A 19848-nucleotide genomic window follows, 5' to 3' on the forward strand; every position below is an offset into this window, starting at 1 on the left:
GTCGGCGCAGAGCTCGCAGGCAACACGCACGTTACCGAACTCCCGTCCCTGGCCCGGGCCGTCCTCGGCGAGTGACCGGCGCACCGGAGCCAGGTGCTGGACAACCGGCGAACCCCGGTGAGCACCCTGGCGTGGCGCGCCTTGTCGCGTTCCGGCCGGGGCCGCCGTCGCAAATGATGCACTCAGCTGACATGGAGGGTTCCGTCATGAGCCTGTCCCGCAGGATCCGTGAGATCGGCCGGATCGCCGAGCCCGCCCCGCCCCGCCCCGCCCGGAGGGCGAAACCCCGCCCACCGCCCGCGCGTTACGCGGATCGGCCCAGGTGCGCCACGTCGACGCCGGGTCGTGCAACGGCTGCGAGGTCGAGATCGGCGGCGCCTTCGGCCCGGTGTACGACGCCGAGCGGTACGGGGCCCGGCTGGTCGCCTCCCCGCGCCACGCCGATGTGCTGCTGGTGACCGGCCCGGTGACCCGGAACATGGCCGAACCGCTGCGCCGTACCTACGAGGCGGCACCAGAACCACGCGTCGTCGTGGCGGTCGGCGACTGCGCGATCAACTGCGGCCTGTTTGCCGGGGCTTACGGAGTCGCGGGGGCGGTGGCCGACGTCGTTCCGGTGGACCTGGAGGTGCCGGGCTGTCCGCCGGAGCCGACGGCGATCGTCGAGGCCCTGCGCCGGGTGACCGGGCGGTGAGCGCGATCGCGCCTGCGCTGGCGGCGGCGAGCGCCCTGGCCGCCGCCGGCACCGCCGCCGGGCTGGTGCTGCCCGAGCGCGCCCGTCCGGCGGCCGTCGGGGCGTGCACTGCGGGCGTGGGTGCCGCCGGTCTGGCGGCCGGGGTCGCCGCGCTGGGCGGGCAGCGCTGGTCGGCGTCCTTACCGGACCTGCTCCCGCTCGCGGGCGTGCATCTGGCGGTCGACGCGCTGTCCGGGCTGTTCATCGCGGTGTCCGGCGGCGTGATCGTGGCGGCCGCCGTCTACGGCATCGGCTACACCCGGCACGGACTGGCAGGCAGGGGCGTACAGGCCATCCTGCCGCTGTTCGCCTGGACGTTGGTGCTGGTCCCGGCCGGGGCGAGCGTTTCGACGTTCCTGCTGCTGTGGGAGCTGAGGGCCGCGTCCTCGCTGCTCCTGGTCGTGGCCGAGCACCGGCGGCGGGCCTCGGTACGCGAGGCGGGCGTCTGGTACGCGGTGATGACGCACCTGGGACTGGTCGCGCTGCTGGCCGCCCTGGCGCTGTTCGCCGCTCGCGCCGGCGGGGAGACCTTCGCCGCGTTGCGCGCGGGAGCCGGCGGGCTGTCACCGGCCGTGCGGGGAACGGTGTTCGTGCTGGCCCTGCTCGCGTTCGGGTCGAAGGCGGGCGCGGTGCCGCTGCACGCCTGGCTGCCCAGGGCCCACCCGGAGGCGCCGAGCAACGTCTCGGCGCTGATGAGTACGGCGATGGTGAACCTCGGCGCGTACGGCGTGATCCGCACCGGCTTCGACCTGCTGGGCGGCGGCCCGCGCTGGTGGGGGCTGCTGACAGTGGCCCTCGGCGCGGTCACGGCGGTGTACGGGATCGTCCAGGCGGCCGTGGCCACCGACCTCAAGCGCCTGCTGGCGTACTCGACCAGCGAGAACCTCGGCCTGGTCCTGGTCGGCGTGGGCGCCGCGCTGCTGTTCGACGCGGGCGGCAACGAGGAACTGGCGGCCCTCGCCCTGGCCGCGGCCCTGCTGCACGTGGTCAACCACGCCGCCTTCAAGGCCCTGCTGTTCTGCGCGGCGGGCTCCGTGCTGCACGCCACCGGCACGCGCGACGTGGACGGCCTCGGCGGGCTGCGCCCCCGGATGCCGGTCACCACGGCGCTGTTCGCGGTCGGCGCCCTCGGCGCGATCGCCCTGCCGCCGGGCAACGGCTTCGTCAGCGAGTGGCTGCTGCTTCAGGCCCTGATCCACGGGCTCGCCGTCCCCGGGGTGACGACCGCCGTGATGCTGCCGGTGGCCATCGCCGCCATCGCACTCTCTGCGGGGCTGGCCGCCGCCGCGTTCGTCAAGGCCCTCGGCGTCGGCTTCTTCGCCCGCCCGCGCAGCGCGGCGGCCATGCGGGCGGGGGAGAGCCCGCGCACGATGCTCGCGGGCATGGGCCTGTGCGCCGCGGCGTGCGCCGGGCTCGCCCTGCTGCCCGGCGCGCTCGCCGACGGGCTCGGCCGGGCCGTGGGGGCGACCGGGACCGACAGCCGGCGGATCATCATCGGAGGTGAGTTGAACCTTCAACTGTCCGGTCTGACCGGCCGGTTGGCCCCCCTCTGGATCGCCGTCGCGCTCGCGGCGGCCGGGCCGCCGTGCTGCTGGTGCTGCGCTCGTTCGCCCGCGCGCCGCGCCGCGGCGAGGCCCCGCTCTGGGACTGCGGTGCCGGAGCGCCCACCGCGCGCATGGAGTACACCGCCACCTCCTTCGCCGAACCCCTGCAGCGCGTCTTCGACGACGTCCTCGCCCCCGAACAGGACGTCGACGTCACGCCCGTGCGTGAATCCGCCTACCTGGTCGAGCGGGTCCGCTACCAGCGCAAAGTGCCCGACCGGATCGAGCACCGCCTCTACACCCCGGTCCTGCGATCGCTCGCCCGCGCCGGACGGGCGGCCAGGCGCCTCGCCGACGGCAGCGTGCACCGCTATCTCGGGTACGGCTTCACCGCCCTGGTCGTGCTGCTCCTCGCCCTGGCGGTGACCCGGTGAACCTGACCGGCACAGCGGCCGTCGCCGCCCAGGTCGGCCTGGTCACCGCAGGGGCACCGTGGCTGGCCGGGCTGATGCGCCAGGTCCGCGCCCGGCTCGAAGGACGGGCCGGCCCGGGCATCGGCCAGCCCTGGCGGGACCTGCGCAAGCAACTGCGCAAGCAGCCCGTCACGGCCACCGGCACGGGCCCGGCCTTCCGGACCGCCCCACTGGTCCTGGTCGCCACCGCCCTCGTGGTCACCGCGCTGGTGCCGCTGGCCTCCACCCGAACGCCGGTCAGCGGCCACGCGGACCTGATCGTGGTGGTCGCCTTGCTCGCCCTCGGCACCGTCGCCCTCGCGCTCGCCGGGCTCGACACCGGCACCGCTTTCGGCGGCATGGGCGCCTCCCGGGAGATGACCGTGGCGGCGCTGGTCGAGCCGACCCTGCTGATGTCGGTCTTCGCGCTGTCCATCCCGGCCGGCTCGACCAACCTCGCCGACATCGTCTCCGGCGCCGTCCACGACCCCGGCCGGCTCGCCACTCCCACCGGACTGCTCGCCGCCGTCGCCCTGCTCGCCGTCACCGTCGCCGAGACCGGACGGCTGCCGGTCGACAACCCCTCCACCCACCTGGAACTGACGATGATCCACGAGGCGATGGTGCTGGAGTACTCCGGCCCCGACCTCGCCCTGATCGAACTCGGTGCGCAGCTGCGGCTCACCGTCCTGCTCGGCCTGCTCGCCGCGCTGTTCACCCCGTGGGGAATCACCACCGGCACCGGCTGGGCGGCCCTCGCGCTCGCCCTGGTGCTGCTCGCCGCCAAGGTGGCGCTGCTGGGATCGGTGCTGGCGGCGGCCGAGGTGTTCCTCGCCAAGATCCGCCTCTTCCGGGTGCCCGAGCTCCTCGCCGGCGCCTCCGAACTCGCCATCGCCCGCGCCGGGTTCGCCGCCGGCCTCGGCTGGGCCGTCACCGTCGCCCTCGTCCTGGTACTCGTCGCCTTCGCCGCCCTGACCGGCCGCAGCGCCCGGATGCTGCTCGGCCCACCGCCCGAGCCCGCGACGCCCGTACGGTTCGGCGCCAGTGTCTGGCTGCCGCTGCTCGCCGGGCTCCTCGCCTGCGCCGCACTCGGCATCACCACCGCGCCGCTTGCCGACCTGCTCGCCGCTGCCGCCTCGATCGGAGGACACTGACCGTGCCCAGCACCAGGGTTGACCTCGATCCCGGCGAACTCCCCGACCACGCCGCGCGGTTGCTCGACGACGGCCACCGCCTCGCGCTCGTCGCCGCCCACCACGACGACCCCGGCACCATCCGGGTGGTCTACCTCTTCGTCCAGGGCCCGCCCGACACCCGCACCGAACTGCACGTCCGCCTCGACGCCCGCACCCCCGCCGTCCCGACCCTCGCCCGCCTCTCCTTCCCCGCCGGCCGGTTCGAACGCGAGATGCGCGACCTGCACGGCATCGTCCCGCTCGACCACCCGCTGCCCCACCGCCTCGTCCGCCACCCGCACTGGCCGCGCGGCTGGTACCCGATGCGCCCCGACGCCGGCCCGCCCCCCGAATTCGGCACCCCCGAAGGGCCGTTCCCGTTCCTCACCGTCGAAGGCCCCGGCGTGTACGAGATCCCGGTCGGGCCCGTCCACGCCGGCCTGATCGAACCCGGCCACTTCCGCTTCTCCGTGGTCGGCGAGACCATCCTCAAGCTCAAGGCCCGCCTCTGGTACGTCCACAAAGGCATCGAGAAGCTCTTCGAGGGCCGCGAGCCCGCCCAGGCCCTCGCCCTCACCGAACGCATCAGCGGCGACACGGCCGTCGGCCACGCCCTCGCCTACTGCCTCGCCGTCGAGGACGCCACCGGCGTCCAGGTGCCTTTGCGTGCCCGACGCGCCCGCGCTCTCCTCCTCGAACTCGAACGCGTCCACAACCACGTCACCGACCTCGGCGCCCTCTGCAACGACGTCGGGCACGGCATCCTCAACGCCCACGCCTGGCGCATCCGCGAACGCCTGCTGCGCCTCAACCACACCGTCACCGGCCACCGCCTGCTGCGCGGCGGCGTCGTCCTGGGCGGTGCCAATCTCCGCGCCCTGCCCGAACACGCCGAACTGGCCGCCGTACGCGCCGACATCCGCGACCTCGTCGACCTCGCGCTCGGCCACCCCACCGTTCGCGACCGCTTCACCGGCACCGCCATCCTGTCCGCGCAGGCCGCCCACGACCTCGGCTGCCTCGGCTACGTCGCCCGCGCCAGCGGCCTGCCCACCGACGCCCGCCACGCCCACCCCTTCCACGACCTCGGCGACCTGCTGACCACCCGGGTCCTCGACACCGGAGACGTCCTCGCCCGCTTCCGCATCCGCGCCCTCGAAGCCGACGACTCCCTTACCCTCATCGACCACCTCACCACCGAACTGCCCACCGGGCCCAGAGTCGCCGACCCCGCCCCACCGCCGCACCCCACGCGCCGCTCCGGCGTCGGCATCACCGAAGGCTGGCGCGGCACCATCACCACCCGCATCGAACTCGCCCCCGACGGCCTGCTCAGCCGGGTCAAGATCGCCGACCCGTCCTTCTTCAACTGGCCCGCCCTCCCCATCGCCCTCGCCGACACCATCGTCCCCGACTTCCCACTCACCAATAAGAGCTTCAACCTCTCCTACGCCGGAAACGATCTCTGACCCGGCCGGACGCTCCCGGCCGCGCCGGAGACACGCCCTGGCGCCGAGCCGCCGCCACAGGCACCCGCCCACACCTCAGGTCCCCGACCCCCTGTAACGGCGAGGCTCCGCATCAGCTCTGGGCCGGTGTCACGCCTGCCGGGCCTGCAGGCAGCCCCGACGGTCGGGGCGGTATCCCGCTGGACGCACGCCCGTCTCGGCTCAGCCTTGCGATGCGGCGTGCTTGACGAGTTCGAGGAGGGATTCGAGGTCGTGGGCGGCCTCGGCTGCGCACAGACCGGTGGCCAGCAGGAGGCCGGCACTGGCGGTGAACGGGAGGGCGCGGTGACGCGGGGGCGGGGCGAGCAGGGCCGCGACCCGGCGCGGTACGGGGCCGGAGCTGCTGGGCGTGAGGCGGCCGAGGATACCGAGGGCGGCGGCCGGGATGCGGGTGCGGGTGCGCTTGGCGGCGAGGGCGGCCTTGCCCACGGTGCGCGCGACCTGGGGGCGGTCGGCGACGGCGGTGGCGCTCTCGTCGGCCCACCGCTCGATGGTGTACGAGACGGTCGCGGCGAGCGGGCGCAGCAGAGGGTTGGCGGCGGCGGCGAGCTGGGCGAGAGCCACGAACAGGTGGTGGTGGTGTCTCAGGTGGGCGCGCTCGTGGGCGAGCAGGATCTGGCGCTCGGCGGGGTCGAGCGCGGCGAGCATGCCGGTGGAGACCACGATGCGGCCCGGCAGCCCGGGCACCGCGTATGCCTCGGCGGCCGGGTCGTCGACGACGACCAGTTGGTCCCCACAAGGGCCGGATGGCCCTGCCCACGCTCGCCGTACTCCTCGGCGTGGCCTTCGTCTCCGGCACCCTCGTCTTCTCGGACACCATCAACGCCGCCTTCACCTCGATCGCCGGCTCCACGGGACCCTCGCCGACCGCATCGGCGCCCGCCCCGTCCTGCTCGGCGGGCTCGTCGCCTTCGCAGCAGCCTCCGCCGCGTTCGTCCTCGCCGACAACACTGGGCTGCTCTGGCTCGGGCAGGGTGCGGCGGCGTCCGCCTTCTCGCCCGCCGCCTCGACCCTCGTGGCGCGGGTCAACCCGGCGGCCAAGCACGGCCGCGCGTTCGGCTCGTACGGCTTCTGCAAGAGCCTCGGCTACACCGCCGGCCCCCTCCTCGGCGGAGTCGTCGTCTGGGCCGGCGGCCTGCCGCTGCTGTTCGGCGTCATGACCGCCCTCGCCGCCGCCGTCGCAGCCTGGGTCGCGCTGGCGGTGCCCGCCGTGCCGCCGCTGCCCCGCGCCCGCCAGACCGTCCTCGACCTCGCCCGACGCCTGAGCCAGGGCAGCTTCCTGCGACCGACCACCGCACTGGCCTCCGCCACGGCCGCGCACCACCAGCTCGTCTCGGCCGGCCGGTGGTGGTTTGATGTCGAGTCAGGCCGGGCGGCAGGACAGCCATCACCCGTGACAGCAGAAGCAGCCGCCAAGGGCCAGGGCTGGGGCACGTGCTTCGCCTTTGCGCATCTCGTGCTCGGCGGCGGCCCGGGGCGGGTCACTGCCGTACCAGGCGGGTAGAGTCGCCACCGCGGTTGGATCCGACGGTGTGCGGTGGCGGGGATCGGGAGGGCGGCGTGGGCGGGCGGCGACGCGAGCACGGTGCGCTGGAGGCCGAGGTCATGGCGGTGCTGTGGGCCGAAGCTCGCCCCATGACGGCCACTGAGGTCCACGAGGCGCTGGGCGATCCGGGGCTGGTCTACAAGACGGTGCTCACCGTGCTGGGCCGCCTGCATGCCAAGGGCCTGCTCGACCGTGAGCGGTCCGGCCGGGCCCATGCCTACGTGCCGCGGCGAGGCCCGGCCGACGAGGTCGCCTCGCAGATGAACCAGGCGCTGGCTCGTGGCGCCGACCGCATGGCGGTCCTGCAGCACTTCGTCGCCGGGCTCGACCCGGAGGACGAACGGGCACTGCGAGACCTGCTCGACGCCGGCGAGTAGGACTTCGATGCGGGGAGCCGCCCGTGTACTTCACCGTCTACCTGCTGCTGCTCGCTCCCGCCGCGTTGGCCGTGGCGGGGCCGGCCGTCTCGCGTCACCTCGCACCGGCCGCTGCGGTCCGCGTGCTGACCTGCCTCGTCGTGACGGCCGGGACGGCCACCGTGTGGGGACTGTCCGCCCTGGCAGTCGCAGGCCTGGTCAACGTCCCGCAGGTGCGGATGCGTCTCCGCAGCGATCCGAAGGTGCTGGCGGCGGCGGATCCGGTGCCGTGGGGCTTTGGTGTGCTGGCCGCGGCCGTGCTCGGTGTCGTCGTCGTGCGGTTGCTGTCCCTCTGGTGGCGGCGCGTCGGGGATCGGCGGGTCCTGGGACCGGTGCGCGCGATCCCGGCTGCGGGCGATCTGATCGTGGTGGCCGACGAGCACGCCGACGCCTATGCCCTGCCCGGCAGGCCGGGGCGGATCGTGGTGACCGCAGGGATGCTGCGCACGCTGTCCGCCGAGGAACGCGCTGTCCTGCTCGCGCATGAGCGAGCTCATCTGACATGTCGTCATCACCGTTACGCAGCTGTCGCGCAGTTCGCGGTGTTGGTCAATCCGCTGCTCGGTCGGCTGCGGGACGAGGTCGCGTTCGGCATCGAGCGATGGGCCGACGAGGTCGCGGTCGAGGCGGTCTCCTCACGTCGGATCGCCACGCGTGCGCTGGCTCGGGCCGCACTCGCCACCGCCTGCCTCCCGGCGTCGCCCACGGCCCTCGCCTACCTGCGCCACCGGATCACCGCCCGTGTGGCCGCGCTCCAGGGGGAGCGTCCGGTGAGCCGCTGGCACCGGGTCTGGCCGGCTGTCGGGGCGGTGTTCGCGATCTCCGTTGCCCTGGCGGACGTCGGCGTGGCGCTCGTTCGCTGCCTCAACGCCCTTGCGCTGTAGGGCCGTAACGGCGGCGTTGCCGACACGTGAGATTTGGTCGCACATCTTGTGCGATGTCATGTCCGAGGCCAGACTTCCGAGTTGCGAACACGCGCGCTCCTTTGCGTGAACGTCCTTCACCCCCTCAACTGTCGGGCGATCCCCAGCTGTCGAAAGGATGTTCAGTGTCACGCTCCCCCCTGCGAAGAGGACGGATCGCCGCGCTCGCGGCCCTCCTCACCGCCCTGCCCGGGCTCTGGCTCGGAACCTCCCCCGCGCACGCGGCCCCGGCTGCCCCTCCCGTCCGGCAGTCCGCCGACTCCGGCGCCGCCGTCCACCACGACACCTCCGCCCCGTTGCGGGACCTCGCCCGGGCGGCGACCGCCGCGCCCGGCCCGAAGCACAAGGGCGGGGACCATGAGGTGCGCCTGCCGCACCCGCCGGCCGCGCACATCCCCGACCCGGTGGTGCAGCGCACGCCCGGCGGGCCGTCCGTCCCGTCCACCGGCGCGAGCTTCGACGGCATAGGCTCGGCGAACTACTCGGTCACCGGCGTGCCGCCGGACCCGAACGCCGCCGTCGGCTCCACCCAGATCGTCGAGACGGTCAACACCGCCTACGCCGTCTACTCCAAGACCGGCGCCACCGTGCTCGCCCCGACCAACACGAGCACCCTGTGGTCCGGCTTCGGCGGCTTCTGCGAGTCCACCAACGACGGTGACGCGGTGGTGCGTTGGGACACCCTGGCGAGCCGCTGGGTGGTCACCCAGTTCGCCGACGTCCGCTCCGCCTCCGGCCCGTACTACGAGTGCATGGCCGTCTCCACGACGGCGGACGCCACTGGCACGTACAACCGGTACGCGTTCCAGTTCGCGGACTTCCCGGACTACCCGAAGCTTTCGGTGTGGCCGGACGGCTACTACATCACGTACAACATGTTCACCCCGGCGGGTGCGTTCCTGAACGCCCAGGTCTGCGCGATGGATCGTTCCGGCATGCTGACCGGTGCCGCGGCCACTCAGCAGTGCTACACCACCTCGTCCTCGTACGGCGGCCTGCTCGCCTCCGACCTGGACGGCGCCACCGCCCCGCCGGCCGGTGAGCCGGCCACCCTGGTGGGCCTCGGCCTTACCAACACCTCGCTGGCGTACTGGAAGTTCCACGTCGACTGGACCACCCCGGCCAACTCGACGTTCACCGGGCCGACTTCGCTCACCGTCGCCTCCTACACCACGGCCTGCGGCACCTCCGGCACCTGCATCCCGCAGGGCGGCACCACCCAGCAGCTGGACTCGCTCTCCGACCGGCTGATGTTCCGCCTGGCCTACCGCAACTACGGCGACCACGAATCGCTTGTGGTCAACCACTCGGTCACCGCCGGGAGTTCGGTGGGCGCGCGCTGGTACGAGTTCCGGCTCTCCGGTGGCAACCCGACGGTGTACCAGCAGGGCACCTACGCCCCGGACTCCACCTACCGCTGGATGGGTTCGATCGCCCAGGACAAGGCGGGCAACATCGGCCTTGGCTACTCGCAGTCCTCGTCCAGCACGCACCCGTCCATCCGCTACACCGGCCGCCTCGCCGGTGACGCCCTCGGGACGATGACGCAGGGCGAGGTCACCGCCCTCACCGGCGCGGGCTCGCAGACCTCGTACAGCCGCTGGGGCGACTACACCTCCATGGCGATCGACCCGGTCGACGACTGCACCTTCTGGTACACCGACGAGTACGAGCCCGCCACCGGCAACTTCAACTGGGCGACCCGCATCTCCTCCTTCACCCTGCCCGGCTGCACCACCCCGGCGAGCGACTTCTCGCTGTCGCTCAACCCGGCGTCCGGCAGCGTCACCGCCGGCTCCTCCGCCACCAGCACGGTTTCGACGGCGACCACCGCCGGCTCGGCCCAGACGGTCAACCTGACGGCCTCCGGCCTGCCGAGCGGCGCCACCGCCTCCTTCAGCCCGGCCTCCGTCACCTCCGGCGGCAGCTCGACGCTGACCGTGTCCACCTCCACCAGCACCCCCAACGGCACCTACGCCATCACGGTGACCGGCACCGGAGCCTCCGTGACCCACACCGCCACCTACAACCTGACCGTCACCGGCGGACCCACCGGCGGCGTCGTCAACGGCGGCTTCGAGACCGGCAGCCTGTCCGGCTGGACGGCCACCGGCCCGGCCACCGGCGTCACCACCAGCGGCCCGCACAGCAGCAGTTACGCGGCTCTGCTCGGCTCGACCTCGCCCACCAACGGCGACTCCTCGATCGCGCAGACCTTCACCGCGCCGGCCGGCACCAGCACGCTGTCCTTCTGGTACAACGTCACCTGCCCGGACACGATCACCTACGACTGGGCCACGGCCACCCTCAAGGACAACACCACCGGTACGACCACCACGGTCCTCGCCAAGACCTGTGTCTCCTCCTCCGGCTGGACCCAGAAGACCGCCGCCGTCACGGCCGGCCACTCCTACACGCTCACCCTGACCAACCACGACGACAACTGGTCGACCGACCCGACGTACACCAAGTACGACGACGTCACCCTCGCCTGACGTGTGCCCTGACCGGGGCGGACCGCAGTACCCCCGGACTGCGGTCCGCCCCGCGTCGTCCGTACCTCCCCACCCCACGCAAGGAGTCCGGATGAAACACCCGCGCACAACGACCTGGCGGCGCGTCCTGGCCGGCGCCGCCTCCGCCGCGCTCGTCCTGGCCGGCGCGGCCTGGACGGCGAGCCCCGCCCAGGCCGCCACGTCGATCACCAACGGCGGCTTCGAGACCGGAGACCTGTCCGGCTGGACGACGACGGGCACTGCCACCGTCACCACCAGCTCCCCGCACGGCGGGACGTACGCTGCCCAGGTTGGCGGCACCTCGCCGACCAACGGCACCTCGTCAATCGCGCAGTCCTTCACGGCACCGTCCGGAAGCCCCCAACTCGGCTTCTGGTACGACGTGTTCTGCTCCGACACGGTCACCTATGACTGGGCCATCGCCACCCTCAAGGACACCACCGCCAACACCACCGCCACGGTCCTGCCCAAGACCTGCACCAACGGCGCGGGCTGGAAGCAGGTCACCACCCCGCTCACCGCCGGGCACGGCTACACGCTCACCTTGAGCAGCAAGGACGACAACTACCCGGGCGATCCGACCTACACGCTCTACGACGACGTCGCCATCACCGGCGGCACCGCGGCCAACGACTTCTCGATCAACGACAGTCCCGCGTCGGCCACCGTCAACGCCGGCGGTTCGGCGAGCAGCACGATCTCCACGGCGGTGACCGCCGGCTCCGCCCAGAGCGTGGCGCTCTCCGCCTCCGGTCTGCCGTCCGGCGCCACGGCGTCGTTCAACCCGGCGTCGGTCACGGCCGGCGGCTCGTCCACGCTCACCGTCACCACCGCGTCCTCGACCCCGTCCGGCACCTACCCGATCACGGTGACCGGCACCGGGACCTCGGCCACCCACACCACCGGCTTCTCGCTGACCGTCAACGGCACCGGCTCGGGCCTGGTCCAGGTCAGCGCCGACCCGTTCACCAACTCGACCAGCCAGCACGCCACCGAAGTCGAGCCGGACACCTTCGCCTACGGCAACACCATCGTCACCTCCTCCCAGGTCGGCCGGTTCACCGACGGCGGCTCCTCCGACATCAGCTGGAACACCTCCACCGACGGCGGCGCCACCTGGCAGCACGGCATGCTCCCCGGCATCACCACCTACCAGGGCGGGGGCAGCTGGGCCCGCGTCTCCGACCCGTCGGTGGCCTACGACGCCCGGCACGGCACGTGGATGATCACCGGCCTGGTCATCGACGCCGCCGCGAACGGCGCCGGTGTGTCGGTCAGCCGCTCCGCGGACGGGGTGAACTGGCAGAACCCGGTGCTGGCGGTCGGCAACGACGGCAGGGGCTACGACAAGGAGTGGATCGTCTGCGACAACACGGCCTCCAGCCCGCACTTCGGCAACTGCTACATCGAGGTCGACGTCACCTCCTCCGGCAACGCGGTCATCATGTCGACCTCCACCGACGGCGGCGCGACCTGGTCCACTCCGTCCAGCCCCGCCAGCGCGGACGCCGGCCTCGGCGGCCAGCCGCTCGTCCAGCCCAACGGCAGCGTCATCGTGCCGTTCTCCACCAACGGCACCTCCGTCCGCTCCTTCACCTCCACTGACGGCGGCGCGTCGTGGGGCTCCTCGGTGCTGGTCGCCAATGTCTCCTCGGCCACGGTCTCCGGCTCGCTGCGCAGCGGTGACGGCCTGCCCTCGGCCGAGATCGACGCGGCGGGCAAGGTGTACGTTGCCTGGCAGGACTGCCGCTTCCGGACGCGCTGCTCCTCCAACGACATCGTCTACTCGACGTCAACCGACGGTACGTCCTGGTCCGCCGTGACGCGGATCCCGATCGACCCGACGAGCAGCGGGGCCGACCACTTCATCCCGGGCTTCGGCGTCGACCACGCCACCTCGGGCGCCACGGCCAGGCTCGGCGTGTACTACTACTTCTACCCGAACGCCAACTGCACCGCTTCCACTTGCCAGTTGGAGGTCGGCTTCATCTCCTCCACGGACGGCGGCGGCACCTGGTCGACCGCGCAGACCGTCGCCGGGCCCATGGCGCTGTCGCAGATAGCCTCGACCACCCAGGGAGCGATGGTCGGCGACTACCTCTCCACCTCGGTGGTGAACGGCAAGGCCGTGGCGATCTTCGCGGTCGGCAAGGCCCCGGCCGGCGGCCAGGCTTTCGACGAGGGCATGTACACCGTGACCGGCGGACTCGCCCTCCGGGCCGGAATCACTCCCTCCATCACAGACCCCGTGGCCTTCACCACGCCCAACTCGGAACGAAGCACTCCCGCGGCAATCCGCCGCTGATCGTTCGCATCCCGTCCTGCCCGATTCCACCGGGCAGGACGGGCCTTCTGCTCTTATGAACAGTTTTAACTGATTTGGTTTTAGGCATTCGTTATGCGCGATCTCTTCACGCCGCCGCTACGACCCGCGAGGCTTCGGTCTGATTCCGCCGGGGCCGCGTGACCGCGTGACCCCGCCGCATGGGGAGGACCCGCAATCGTGCCCAACAGGCAACGCCGACGGCTGCTGCTGCCCGCCGTCACACTCACCGCGCTCGGACTGACCACCACCCAGGCCCTCGCCGCGCCGGAGCCGCCCAAGCCGCGCCCGCACCAGGCCCAGCACCAGGGCGAGATCGGCCAGAAGCACGCCAAGAAGGTCCAGGGCAAGGGTGCCGCCACGCCGATGTTCAGCGCCAAGGCGGATGTCGGCGGGGACGGCGGCAGTGACGAGGCCATGAACGCAGCCGAGGGCACCGCGCAGTACACCGAGGCCCGTACCGCGCCCGGTGTGGTCGCGCCCGGCGCCTACGGTGCGGCCTGGGCACAGCTCCAGGACATGTCGCACACCGACGGCACGTGGAAGCACGTCACCAACAAGCCGTACAACTCGGACGACCCGCGCTACCGCGACGTCAACTCCAACTCCAGCGGTGGCTCCGGCAAGGTGACCGGCCGGATCACCGGCATCGCCGCGGACAACGACGGCTACGTCTACGCCGGTGGTGCCAACGGCGGCGTGTTCCGCTCCAGCACGGGCGGTGGGGACTGGGAGCCGATCGCGGACAGCCTGCCGTCGCTGTCCACGGGCACGCTGAACCTGGACGGCTCCGGGCGGCTCTGGTACGCCACCGGCGAATCCAACACCGGTGCCACCTCGTACGTCGGCACGGGTGTGTACCTCCTCGCGGACCCGAAGCACGGCGAGTTCCAGCCGGGCAACCGGGTGGGCGGCGCCGAGCTGGAGTCGACCATCATCCACGCGCTGCGGTTCGGCGGGGACAGGGTGTGGGCTGCCACCAGCCGGGGCGTGTTCAGCCACTCCACCACCGACCTTTCCGGCCCGTGGACGCTGGAGTTCGCGCCCAACCCCGACTACCTGCCCGGCGGTTCGAAGGCCAAGGACCCGAGCGCGCCGTACAAGAACATCGCCAACGACATCGCCATCGACCCCAAGGACCCGTCCAAGGTGATCCTGGCGGTCGGCTGGCGCGGCGGCGACACCTACAACGGCTTCTACAGCAAGGCGGCGGACGGGAGTTGGCAGCGCGTCGCCGCCCTCGGCGACCTGCCCACGGACGCCGCGAACGTCGGCAACGTGACCTTCGCCCGCTCGGCGGACGGCTCGCGCTACTACGCCATCGACCAGTCCCCGGACGTCATGGCGCACAACCCGGACACCGGTCTCAAGGGCATCTACGTCTCCAAGTCCGGTTCTCCTTTTGGTCCGTGGACGCTGATCGCGGACAAGGACAAGATCAAGGGCTCCGGCTCGGCCCTGCAGGGCGCGGGCTACCAGCCGGGCATCCAGTCCTGGTACAACCAGTTCCTCCAGGTCGACCCGGCCAACCCCGACCACCTCTACGCCGGTCTGGAGGAGGTGCTGGAGACGAAGAACGGTGGAAGCACCTGGACGGTCCCCGGCCCCTACTGGAACTTCCCGTTCCCGTGCTGGAGCATCGACCCCACCAAGCAGACCGGAGACTGCTCGCCGACGACGCACTCCGACCAGCACGCGGTGGCCATCGGCACATATCAGGGCAAGACCAGCGTGTTCGTGGGCAACGACGGCGGCATCTACAGCCGCCCGGTCAACGGCGCGGTCGACTCGGGTGGTCACGCCAAGGACTGGACGTCGCTGGCCGACGGCACGATCGACACCCTGCAGTACTACTCGGTCGGCGTCGGCAAGGACCCGGCGGACCGCTCCGGCAAGGGCGTCATCGTCTCCGGAGGCCTGCAGGACAACGGCGAGTCCATCCTGCGCGCCCACGACAAGGTCATGGGCTCCAACTTCGGCGGCGACGGCGCCGACACCATCGTCGACCCCGCCAACGGCTGCAACATCACCGAGGAGTACGTCTACCTCGACATGTGGGTCACCCAGAACTGCGCCGTCAACGACGGCTCCGGGAACACCGACCCGAGCAAGGCCACCTCCTGGGAGATCGCCCCGCCCGACAAGGACCTCGGCGGCGCGGGCGCCCGATTCATCGCCCCGATCACCAGCGACCCGAAGAACACCAACTCCTGGGTCGCCGGCGGCCGGCACGTCTGGGTCCAGAACAAGGGCTTCGCGATCCGCAGCGGCAGCGAGTGGACCTCCGCGTACGACCTGGGCGCCGGCCACGTCGCCACCGCCGTCGCCACCGTCAACGGCACCGTGTACGCGGGCTGGTGCGGCCCCTGCAACAACCAGGGCTTCAGCCGCGGCATCGCCGTCGGCAAGACCGACGGCACCGGCTGGCACCAGCTCAACCTTCCCGTCGACGGCGCCCTGCCCAACCGCTACATCTCGTCCTTCGCGGTCGACGAGAACGACGCCCAGCACGTCTTCGTCGCCTTCAACGGTTTCTCCCGCACGTGGACCGAGGGCCCGGGCGCCGGCATCGGTCACCTCTTCGAGACCCGTGACGGCGGCGCCACCTGGACCGACGTCTCCGCCAACCTGCCCGACGTCCCGGCCACCTCGGTCAAGATCCTGCCGAACGGCGGCCTGGCACTCGGCACCGACCTGGCCGCGTTCTACCGCGCACCGGGCGAGACCGACTTCTCGGTCCTCGGCGAGGAACTGCCCACCACCTCGGTGCAGCAGCTGAAGACCGGCCCCGACGGCAAGCTCTACGCCGCCACCTTCGGCCGCGGCATCTGGTCCCTCAACCTGCGCCGCCTCGACGGCGACAACAACGCCCAGGACTGATCACACCCGTAGCACGCACTGGTGCCCGGCCCGCTCACCCCGAGCAGGCCGGGCACCGGCGTGCCCGGGACCGCCGCGCCCGCCGGCCGGATCCGGAACCGAGCCACCGCCACCGCCGTCCAAGCGTGGACACCACGAGAGCGGAGACACCCACCTGTGAAGAGACTCCCCGCCATCCCGGCAGCCACCGTGCTCCTCGTCCTCATGGCCGGCGCCTGCACGTCCGGCGGCGGCGCCTCTCCGGCGCCGGCCACCTCGCCGGCCCGGAGCACGGCCCCGACCAGCACCCCCGGCCTCACACCCACGACCGAACCCACCGCGCCAACGCCGGGTCCGGGCTCGCCCTTGACCGGCACAGGAGCGGCCGCCCCCTCGCCGACTGCCGGCCACACCTCCGACCCGGGCAGGACTCCTTCCCAGGCACCGGCCACCACGCCAGGCAGGACACCTTCCCAGGCGCCGGGCAGCGCGCCGGGCCAGGCCCCCGGACAGCCGATGAATCCTGTTGCCACGCCGCCCCCGGCCGACGGGGAGAATCCGGTCGACCTCCAGCACCGGCCCGGCCCCGCGGCCTCCCGCCCGGCAGGCTGAATCGGAAGCAGCCGTCGAGCTCCCGGGCCACCCGGGGCCCGGGCCCCCGACACAGCCCTCGATTCCGCTGAACCGGGCTTGTCAGTCGGCTCGTTGGGCAGCACGCCCGGGGGCTTTCGCTACCGGATGTGAAGCTCCAGTGTCCAGAGCTGGGGTGGGCGGGCCGAAGCGGTCAGGAGTGTAGGTGTCGGAGGACGTGATCTGTGCGGTGCCGACGGCCAGCGCGTGGACGACGGCGTGCCCTGTGCCGTCGGCGTCGGTGCGGGTGTCGGTGACGGCGGCGACGGCCGGGTCGGAGCTGAGGACGCCGGCCCAGCTGTAGCCGCGGGCCGGGAGCAGGGTGACGGCGACCGTCGCGCGCTGGTGGCCCGGCCGGTCGCCCGCCGGTAGGAGGCGGTGGTGGCCGGTTCGCCGGCCGCGGTCCGCCTGGAGTCCGAGCGGCGCGCCGCCCGGGCGGGGTAGCGGCGGTGCACCCGCCGACAAGGCGGGGCGGCGCCCCGGTTAGCGGGACCGCCCGGACAGCGCCTTTATCCGGCGGACGACCCGAGGGTGCGGCACGGCGCCGCGTACGGTATCGGCCCTGCCGAGCCAGGCCGCGAACAGGACGACGAACAGCGCTTCCACGACCAGCGAGAGCGGGCCGTACGGCAACTCCCAGCCGTCCTCGTGGTAGCCCGGAAGTCCGACCGTGCGGGACAGCAGGAACCCGACGATCATGCCGACGCTGGTCGCCGACCCGACCAGCCAGGCACCGACCGGCCGCCGGAGAACGACGAGACCGACGGCCACACCCAACATCACCACGCTCCCGACCACGAACAGGGCGCCGATGTAGAGCTTCTCCTCCAGATGCGAGGGGACGAGGATCAGGTGGACCACGGCGTTCGCCACGGCACACACCACCGCAGTCCCCAGCAGTGCGATTCGGATTGACGGGGAAGTCATCAGGATTCCAGGGTAAGGCGACGGCCCCCGGCCACCGCTGCCTCTGTGCCGCTCGCGAGGACGTGCCTCCCTTGGATACGGATCCGGCGGGCCGAGCGTTCACCACCCCGTGGGCCCCGCTCTCGTGACTTCGAGTACCGGCGGCACTGCCCGCAGTCAGGACCAGCGGTGCGGGTCTCACCGGGGCGCCCGGCGGCCGGCCGCGACCCGAGGACCGACTGAAGGGCAACCGGCTGCTCCCCTACTCGTGACGGACCGCGCTCGCCCCGGCGGTTTGGGTCAGCACCTACCTGGTGACGACCGAGCTACTGCCGTCCGACCGGCCGCCCAAAGTACCGCGGGCTGAGGCCGGGCCGGTTCGGTTGCCCGATCCGGCCCGGCCGGCGGCCCTCAACGGGCCACTTCCGATCAGAAGTTGACGATCTGCAGGTAGGCGCCCGCGTCCTTCCGGCGAGAGGCCGACCACGGCGGCGTGACCGTCCGGCTTGCTCAGCGCGTACAGGCGGCTGCCGTCGGGAGTGAGCGCCAGGTCGCCGACGAAACCGGTGCTGCGGTCAGCCAGGGTTCGTCCGCGACTCACGGGCGAAGGCCCGTTCCGGGGCTCAGCTGCTTTGTCTGGGATTGCTTGGCTGGTCGGACGCGACCAGTTCGGCAGCGTGCGCGGGGTCGCCGCCCGCCCGCTGGAGCAGCGCCTCGACGTCGTAGCCCGGTGAACCGAAGCCGGCGCCAAGCGCGAGCGACATGCCGGCATCGAAGCGCCCCATGTACACAGAGGGCTCCAGGTCGGGGCGGAGCCGGTCGAGCGCGCACAGCAGGTCCCAGGCGGATGCGTCCAACCGGGCCCGCTCCACCGGGTCGCAGGCGTTGACGGCGGCGGTGACCCCGGCGCCGTCGGGCTCGTCGAAGAAGAGCTCCAGGGGCCGTACCGACTCCGCCGAGGGCGGTGCGCTGGTGCGAGGTGTCACGCCGGGATTCTCGCACCCGGCGTGACACCTCAGCTCTCCCGGCTCACCTCACCTGGCGAGTGCGATCTGTGAATTGACGAAGATCGGTGCGCCGGCGTTGTCGTCACCGCCGGTGTTCTGCGGCACGGTGAAGTGGTCGATCGCGCCGGGCTGGAAGACCAGGCACATGCTTGAGCCGCCGTAGCTGAAGTAGCCCAGCTCTTGGCCCTTCTCGACCGGTTGGCCGTCTTTCACCGAGATCGTGATCGACGAGATCTCGGTGATCCCGATGGGAATGACGCAGACCATGCCCATCTTCGGGTCTTTGCTCTCGATGAAGACCAGCCCGCGGGTGTTGACAGATGCCTGGTAGCACTGCGACTTCGTGCCGGCGGTGGTGTCCCAGCCGGCGGTCTCCGCGTTGCTGAACATCAGGCCCTCGACGACCCGCGGCATCCGGACGATGCCGTCGATCGGCGCGCGCCAGCGGTGGTAGTCGGCGCCCGAGAGGAATGACTGGAACACGTCGCCACCGATGAACCGGTCGGTGTAGTCATCCGAGTCCAGCATGTTGACCAGCGAATACGGCTGGCCCTTGATCCAGAAGTTGTCACTTCTCTTGACGCCTCGCACATACCGGACGAGGGTTCCGTCGTTGGCCGAAACGACGACCTTGGGGTCGCCGAGCCCCGCGACCGGGCGGAATTCGTCCTTGATCTGCCGGTGGAAGTAGTCGTTGTAGCTCCGGAATCCCCAGTACGGCTCGTCAGGATCGGTCACGAACTCGTAGAGCTTGTTCTGCTCCCGGGCGGCCTGCGACAGCCAGCCGTTCTCGTCCTCGGTCAGGACGGTACGGCTCTCCGGCCTGTCCAGGAAGTCGCACCAGTCCTTCAGGATGTCCCTGATCGCGTCGTTGAAGTCCTCGTTGCGGAACGCCGCCTCGCCGGCCGGCGTCATCATCATGTAGACGAACAGGGACGACATGGGGAAGAAGTTCCGGTCACGGGGGTTCCGGCGGTACTCCGGCGCGGTCTTCGTGATCACGTTCAGGGCCTGGAGCAGGTCGGGGATGGTGTGGATCCCCTTCTTGTGCTCCGGCCGGACCTGGTCGATCATCTCGGTGACGTACATCCGGACGATTCCGTCGCTGTCGATCAGATCCTGCAGGTTCTTCACGGACGGACGGAGTTCCGTACCCTTCTCCCGCTCGTCCGCGACCTGCTGCATGAGGCCGAGCTGCCACTCGTCCAGCGCCGCCCGGTTCTCCGGCAGATAGCCGGCGACGACGCCGAACGAATTCCGGTAGCGCTCCTCGATGTCCTTCTCAAGATCGGGGTTCACGTCGTTCTCAC

Annotated in this window: 14 protein-coding genes and 1 pseudogene; 10 read left to right on the plus strand and 5 right to left on the minus strand. The window is 71.8% G+C overall.

Annotation, left to right across the window (positions count from 1 at the left end; all coding sequences use genetic code 11):
• Positions 1-322: 322 nt before the first annotated feature.
• The 4 genes from KV557_RS42300 to KV557_RS06990 are packed head-to-tail and all read left to right on the plus strand — an operon-like array spanning position 323 to position 5373.
• Positions 323-694, plus strand: a complete 372-nt coding sequence (locus KV557_RS42300) for an NADH-quinone oxidoreductase subunit B family protein (RefSeq protein WP_308129792.1) — start codon at positions 323-325, stop codon at positions 692-694.
• Positions 691-2703, plus strand: a complete 2013-nt coding sequence (locus KV557_RS06980; RefSeq protein ID WP_308129793.1) for a proton-conducting transporter transmembrane domain-containing protein — start codon at positions 691-693, stop codon at positions 2701-2703. Before KV557_RS42300 ends, KV557_RS06980 begins: the two co-directional genes overlap by 4 nt.
• Before the next feature lie 4 nt (positions 2704-2707).
• A complete protein-coding gene (locus KV557_RS06985) occupies positions 2708-3883 on the plus strand; it encodes a respiratory chain complex I subunit 1 family protein (protein WP_218198844.1) in 1176 nt (391 codons plus the stop codon).
• A complete protein-coding gene (locus tag KV557_RS06990) occupies positions 3880-5373 on the plus strand; it encodes a hydrogenase large subunit (protein ID WP_305148973.1) in 1494 nt (497 codons plus the stop codon). The genes KV557_RS06985 and KV557_RS06990 overlap by 4 nt, the downstream gene beginning before the upstream one ends.
• Positions 5374-5574: 201 nt before the next feature.
• Here the strand turns inward: KV557_RS06990 and KV557_RS06995 are convergent, their stop codons facing one another.
• Positions 5575-6099, minus strand: a complete 525-nt coding sequence (locus tag KV557_RS06995; RefSeq protein ID WP_308129794.1) for a M48 family metalloprotease — start codon at positions 6097-6099, stop codon at positions 5575-5577.
• 178 nt (positions 6100-6277) lie between these two features.
• Here KV557_RS06995 and KV557_RS07000 point away from each other — a divergent pair.
• The 6 genes and pseudogenes from KV557_RS07000 to KV557_RS07025 form a co-directional block, all read left to right on the plus strand.
• Positions 6278-6916: pseudogene (locus tag KV557_RS07000) on the plus strand (MFS transporter); the annotation flags it as partial.
• A 56-nt stretch (positions 6917-6972) separates the two neighbouring features.
• The gene (locus KV557_RS07005) at positions 6973-7335 is read left to right on the plus strand and encodes a BlaI/MecI/CopY family transcriptional regulator (protein ID WP_218198846.1); all 363 of its coding nucleotides are present in this window, start codon (positions 6973-6975) and stop codon (positions 7333-7335) included.
• Between the two features lie 23 nt (positions 7336-7358).
• On the plus strand, positions 7359-8258 hold the full coding sequence (locus KV557_RS07010; RefSeq protein ID WP_218198847.1) for a M56 family metallopeptidase: 900 nt from the start codon (positions 7359-7361) through the stop codon (positions 8256-8258).
• A gap of 164 nt (positions 8259-8422) precedes the next feature.
• Positions 8423-10792: a hypothetical protein gene (locus KV557_RS07015; protein ID WP_218198896.1), complete on the plus strand. Its 2370-nt coding sequence runs from the start codon at positions 8423-8425 to the stop codon at positions 10790-10792.
• A 91-nt stretch (positions 10793-10883) separates the two neighbouring features.
• Positions 10884-13118 (plus strand): exo-alpha-sialidase, encoded by a 2235-nt coding sequence (locus KV557_RS42305; protein WP_256177021.1) that lies wholly within the window; start codon positions 10884-10886, stop codon positions 13116-13118.
• Between the two features lie 198 nt (positions 13119-13316).
• Positions 13317-16016, plus strand: coding sequence for a glycosyl hydrolase (locus KV557_RS07025; RefSeq protein ID WP_374106601.1), 2700 nt, complete (start codon positions 13317-13319; stop codon positions 16014-16016).
• A gap of 672 nt (positions 16017-16688) precedes the next feature.
• On the opposite strand, the gene KV557_RS07030 is transcribed toward KV557_RS07025, so the two are convergent.
• From KV557_RS07030 to KV557_RS07045, 4 genes are all read right to left on the minus strand, one after another.
• Entirely contained in the window at positions 16689-17090 is a 402-nt protein-coding gene (locus tag KV557_RS07030) for a hypothetical protein (RefSeq protein WP_218198848.1), read from the minus strand.
• Between the two features lie 18 nt (positions 17091-17108).
• On the minus strand, positions 17109-17498 hold the full coding sequence (locus KV557_RS07035) for a hypothetical protein (protein WP_218198849.1): 390 nt from the start codon (positions 17496-17498) through the stop codon (positions 17109-17111).
• Between the two features lie 656 nt (positions 17499-18154).
• Positions 18155-18517, minus strand: a complete 363-nt coding sequence (locus KV557_RS07040; protein WP_218198850.1) for a hypothetical protein — start codon at positions 18515-18517, stop codon at positions 18155-18157.
• 48 nt (positions 18518-18565) lie between these two features.
• Entirely contained in the window at positions 18566-19837 is a 1272-nt protein-coding gene (locus KV557_RS07045) for a phosphatidylserine decarboxylase family protein (protein ID WP_218198851.1), read from the minus strand.
• Positions 19838-19848: the final 11 nt, after the last annotated feature.

The sequence above is a fragment of the Kitasatospora aureofaciens genome (genome assembly GCF_019192735.1).
Taxonomy (GTDB): Bacteria; Actinomycetota; Actinomycetes; order Streptomycetales; family Streptomycetaceae; genus Kitasatospora; species Kitasatospora aureofaciens_A.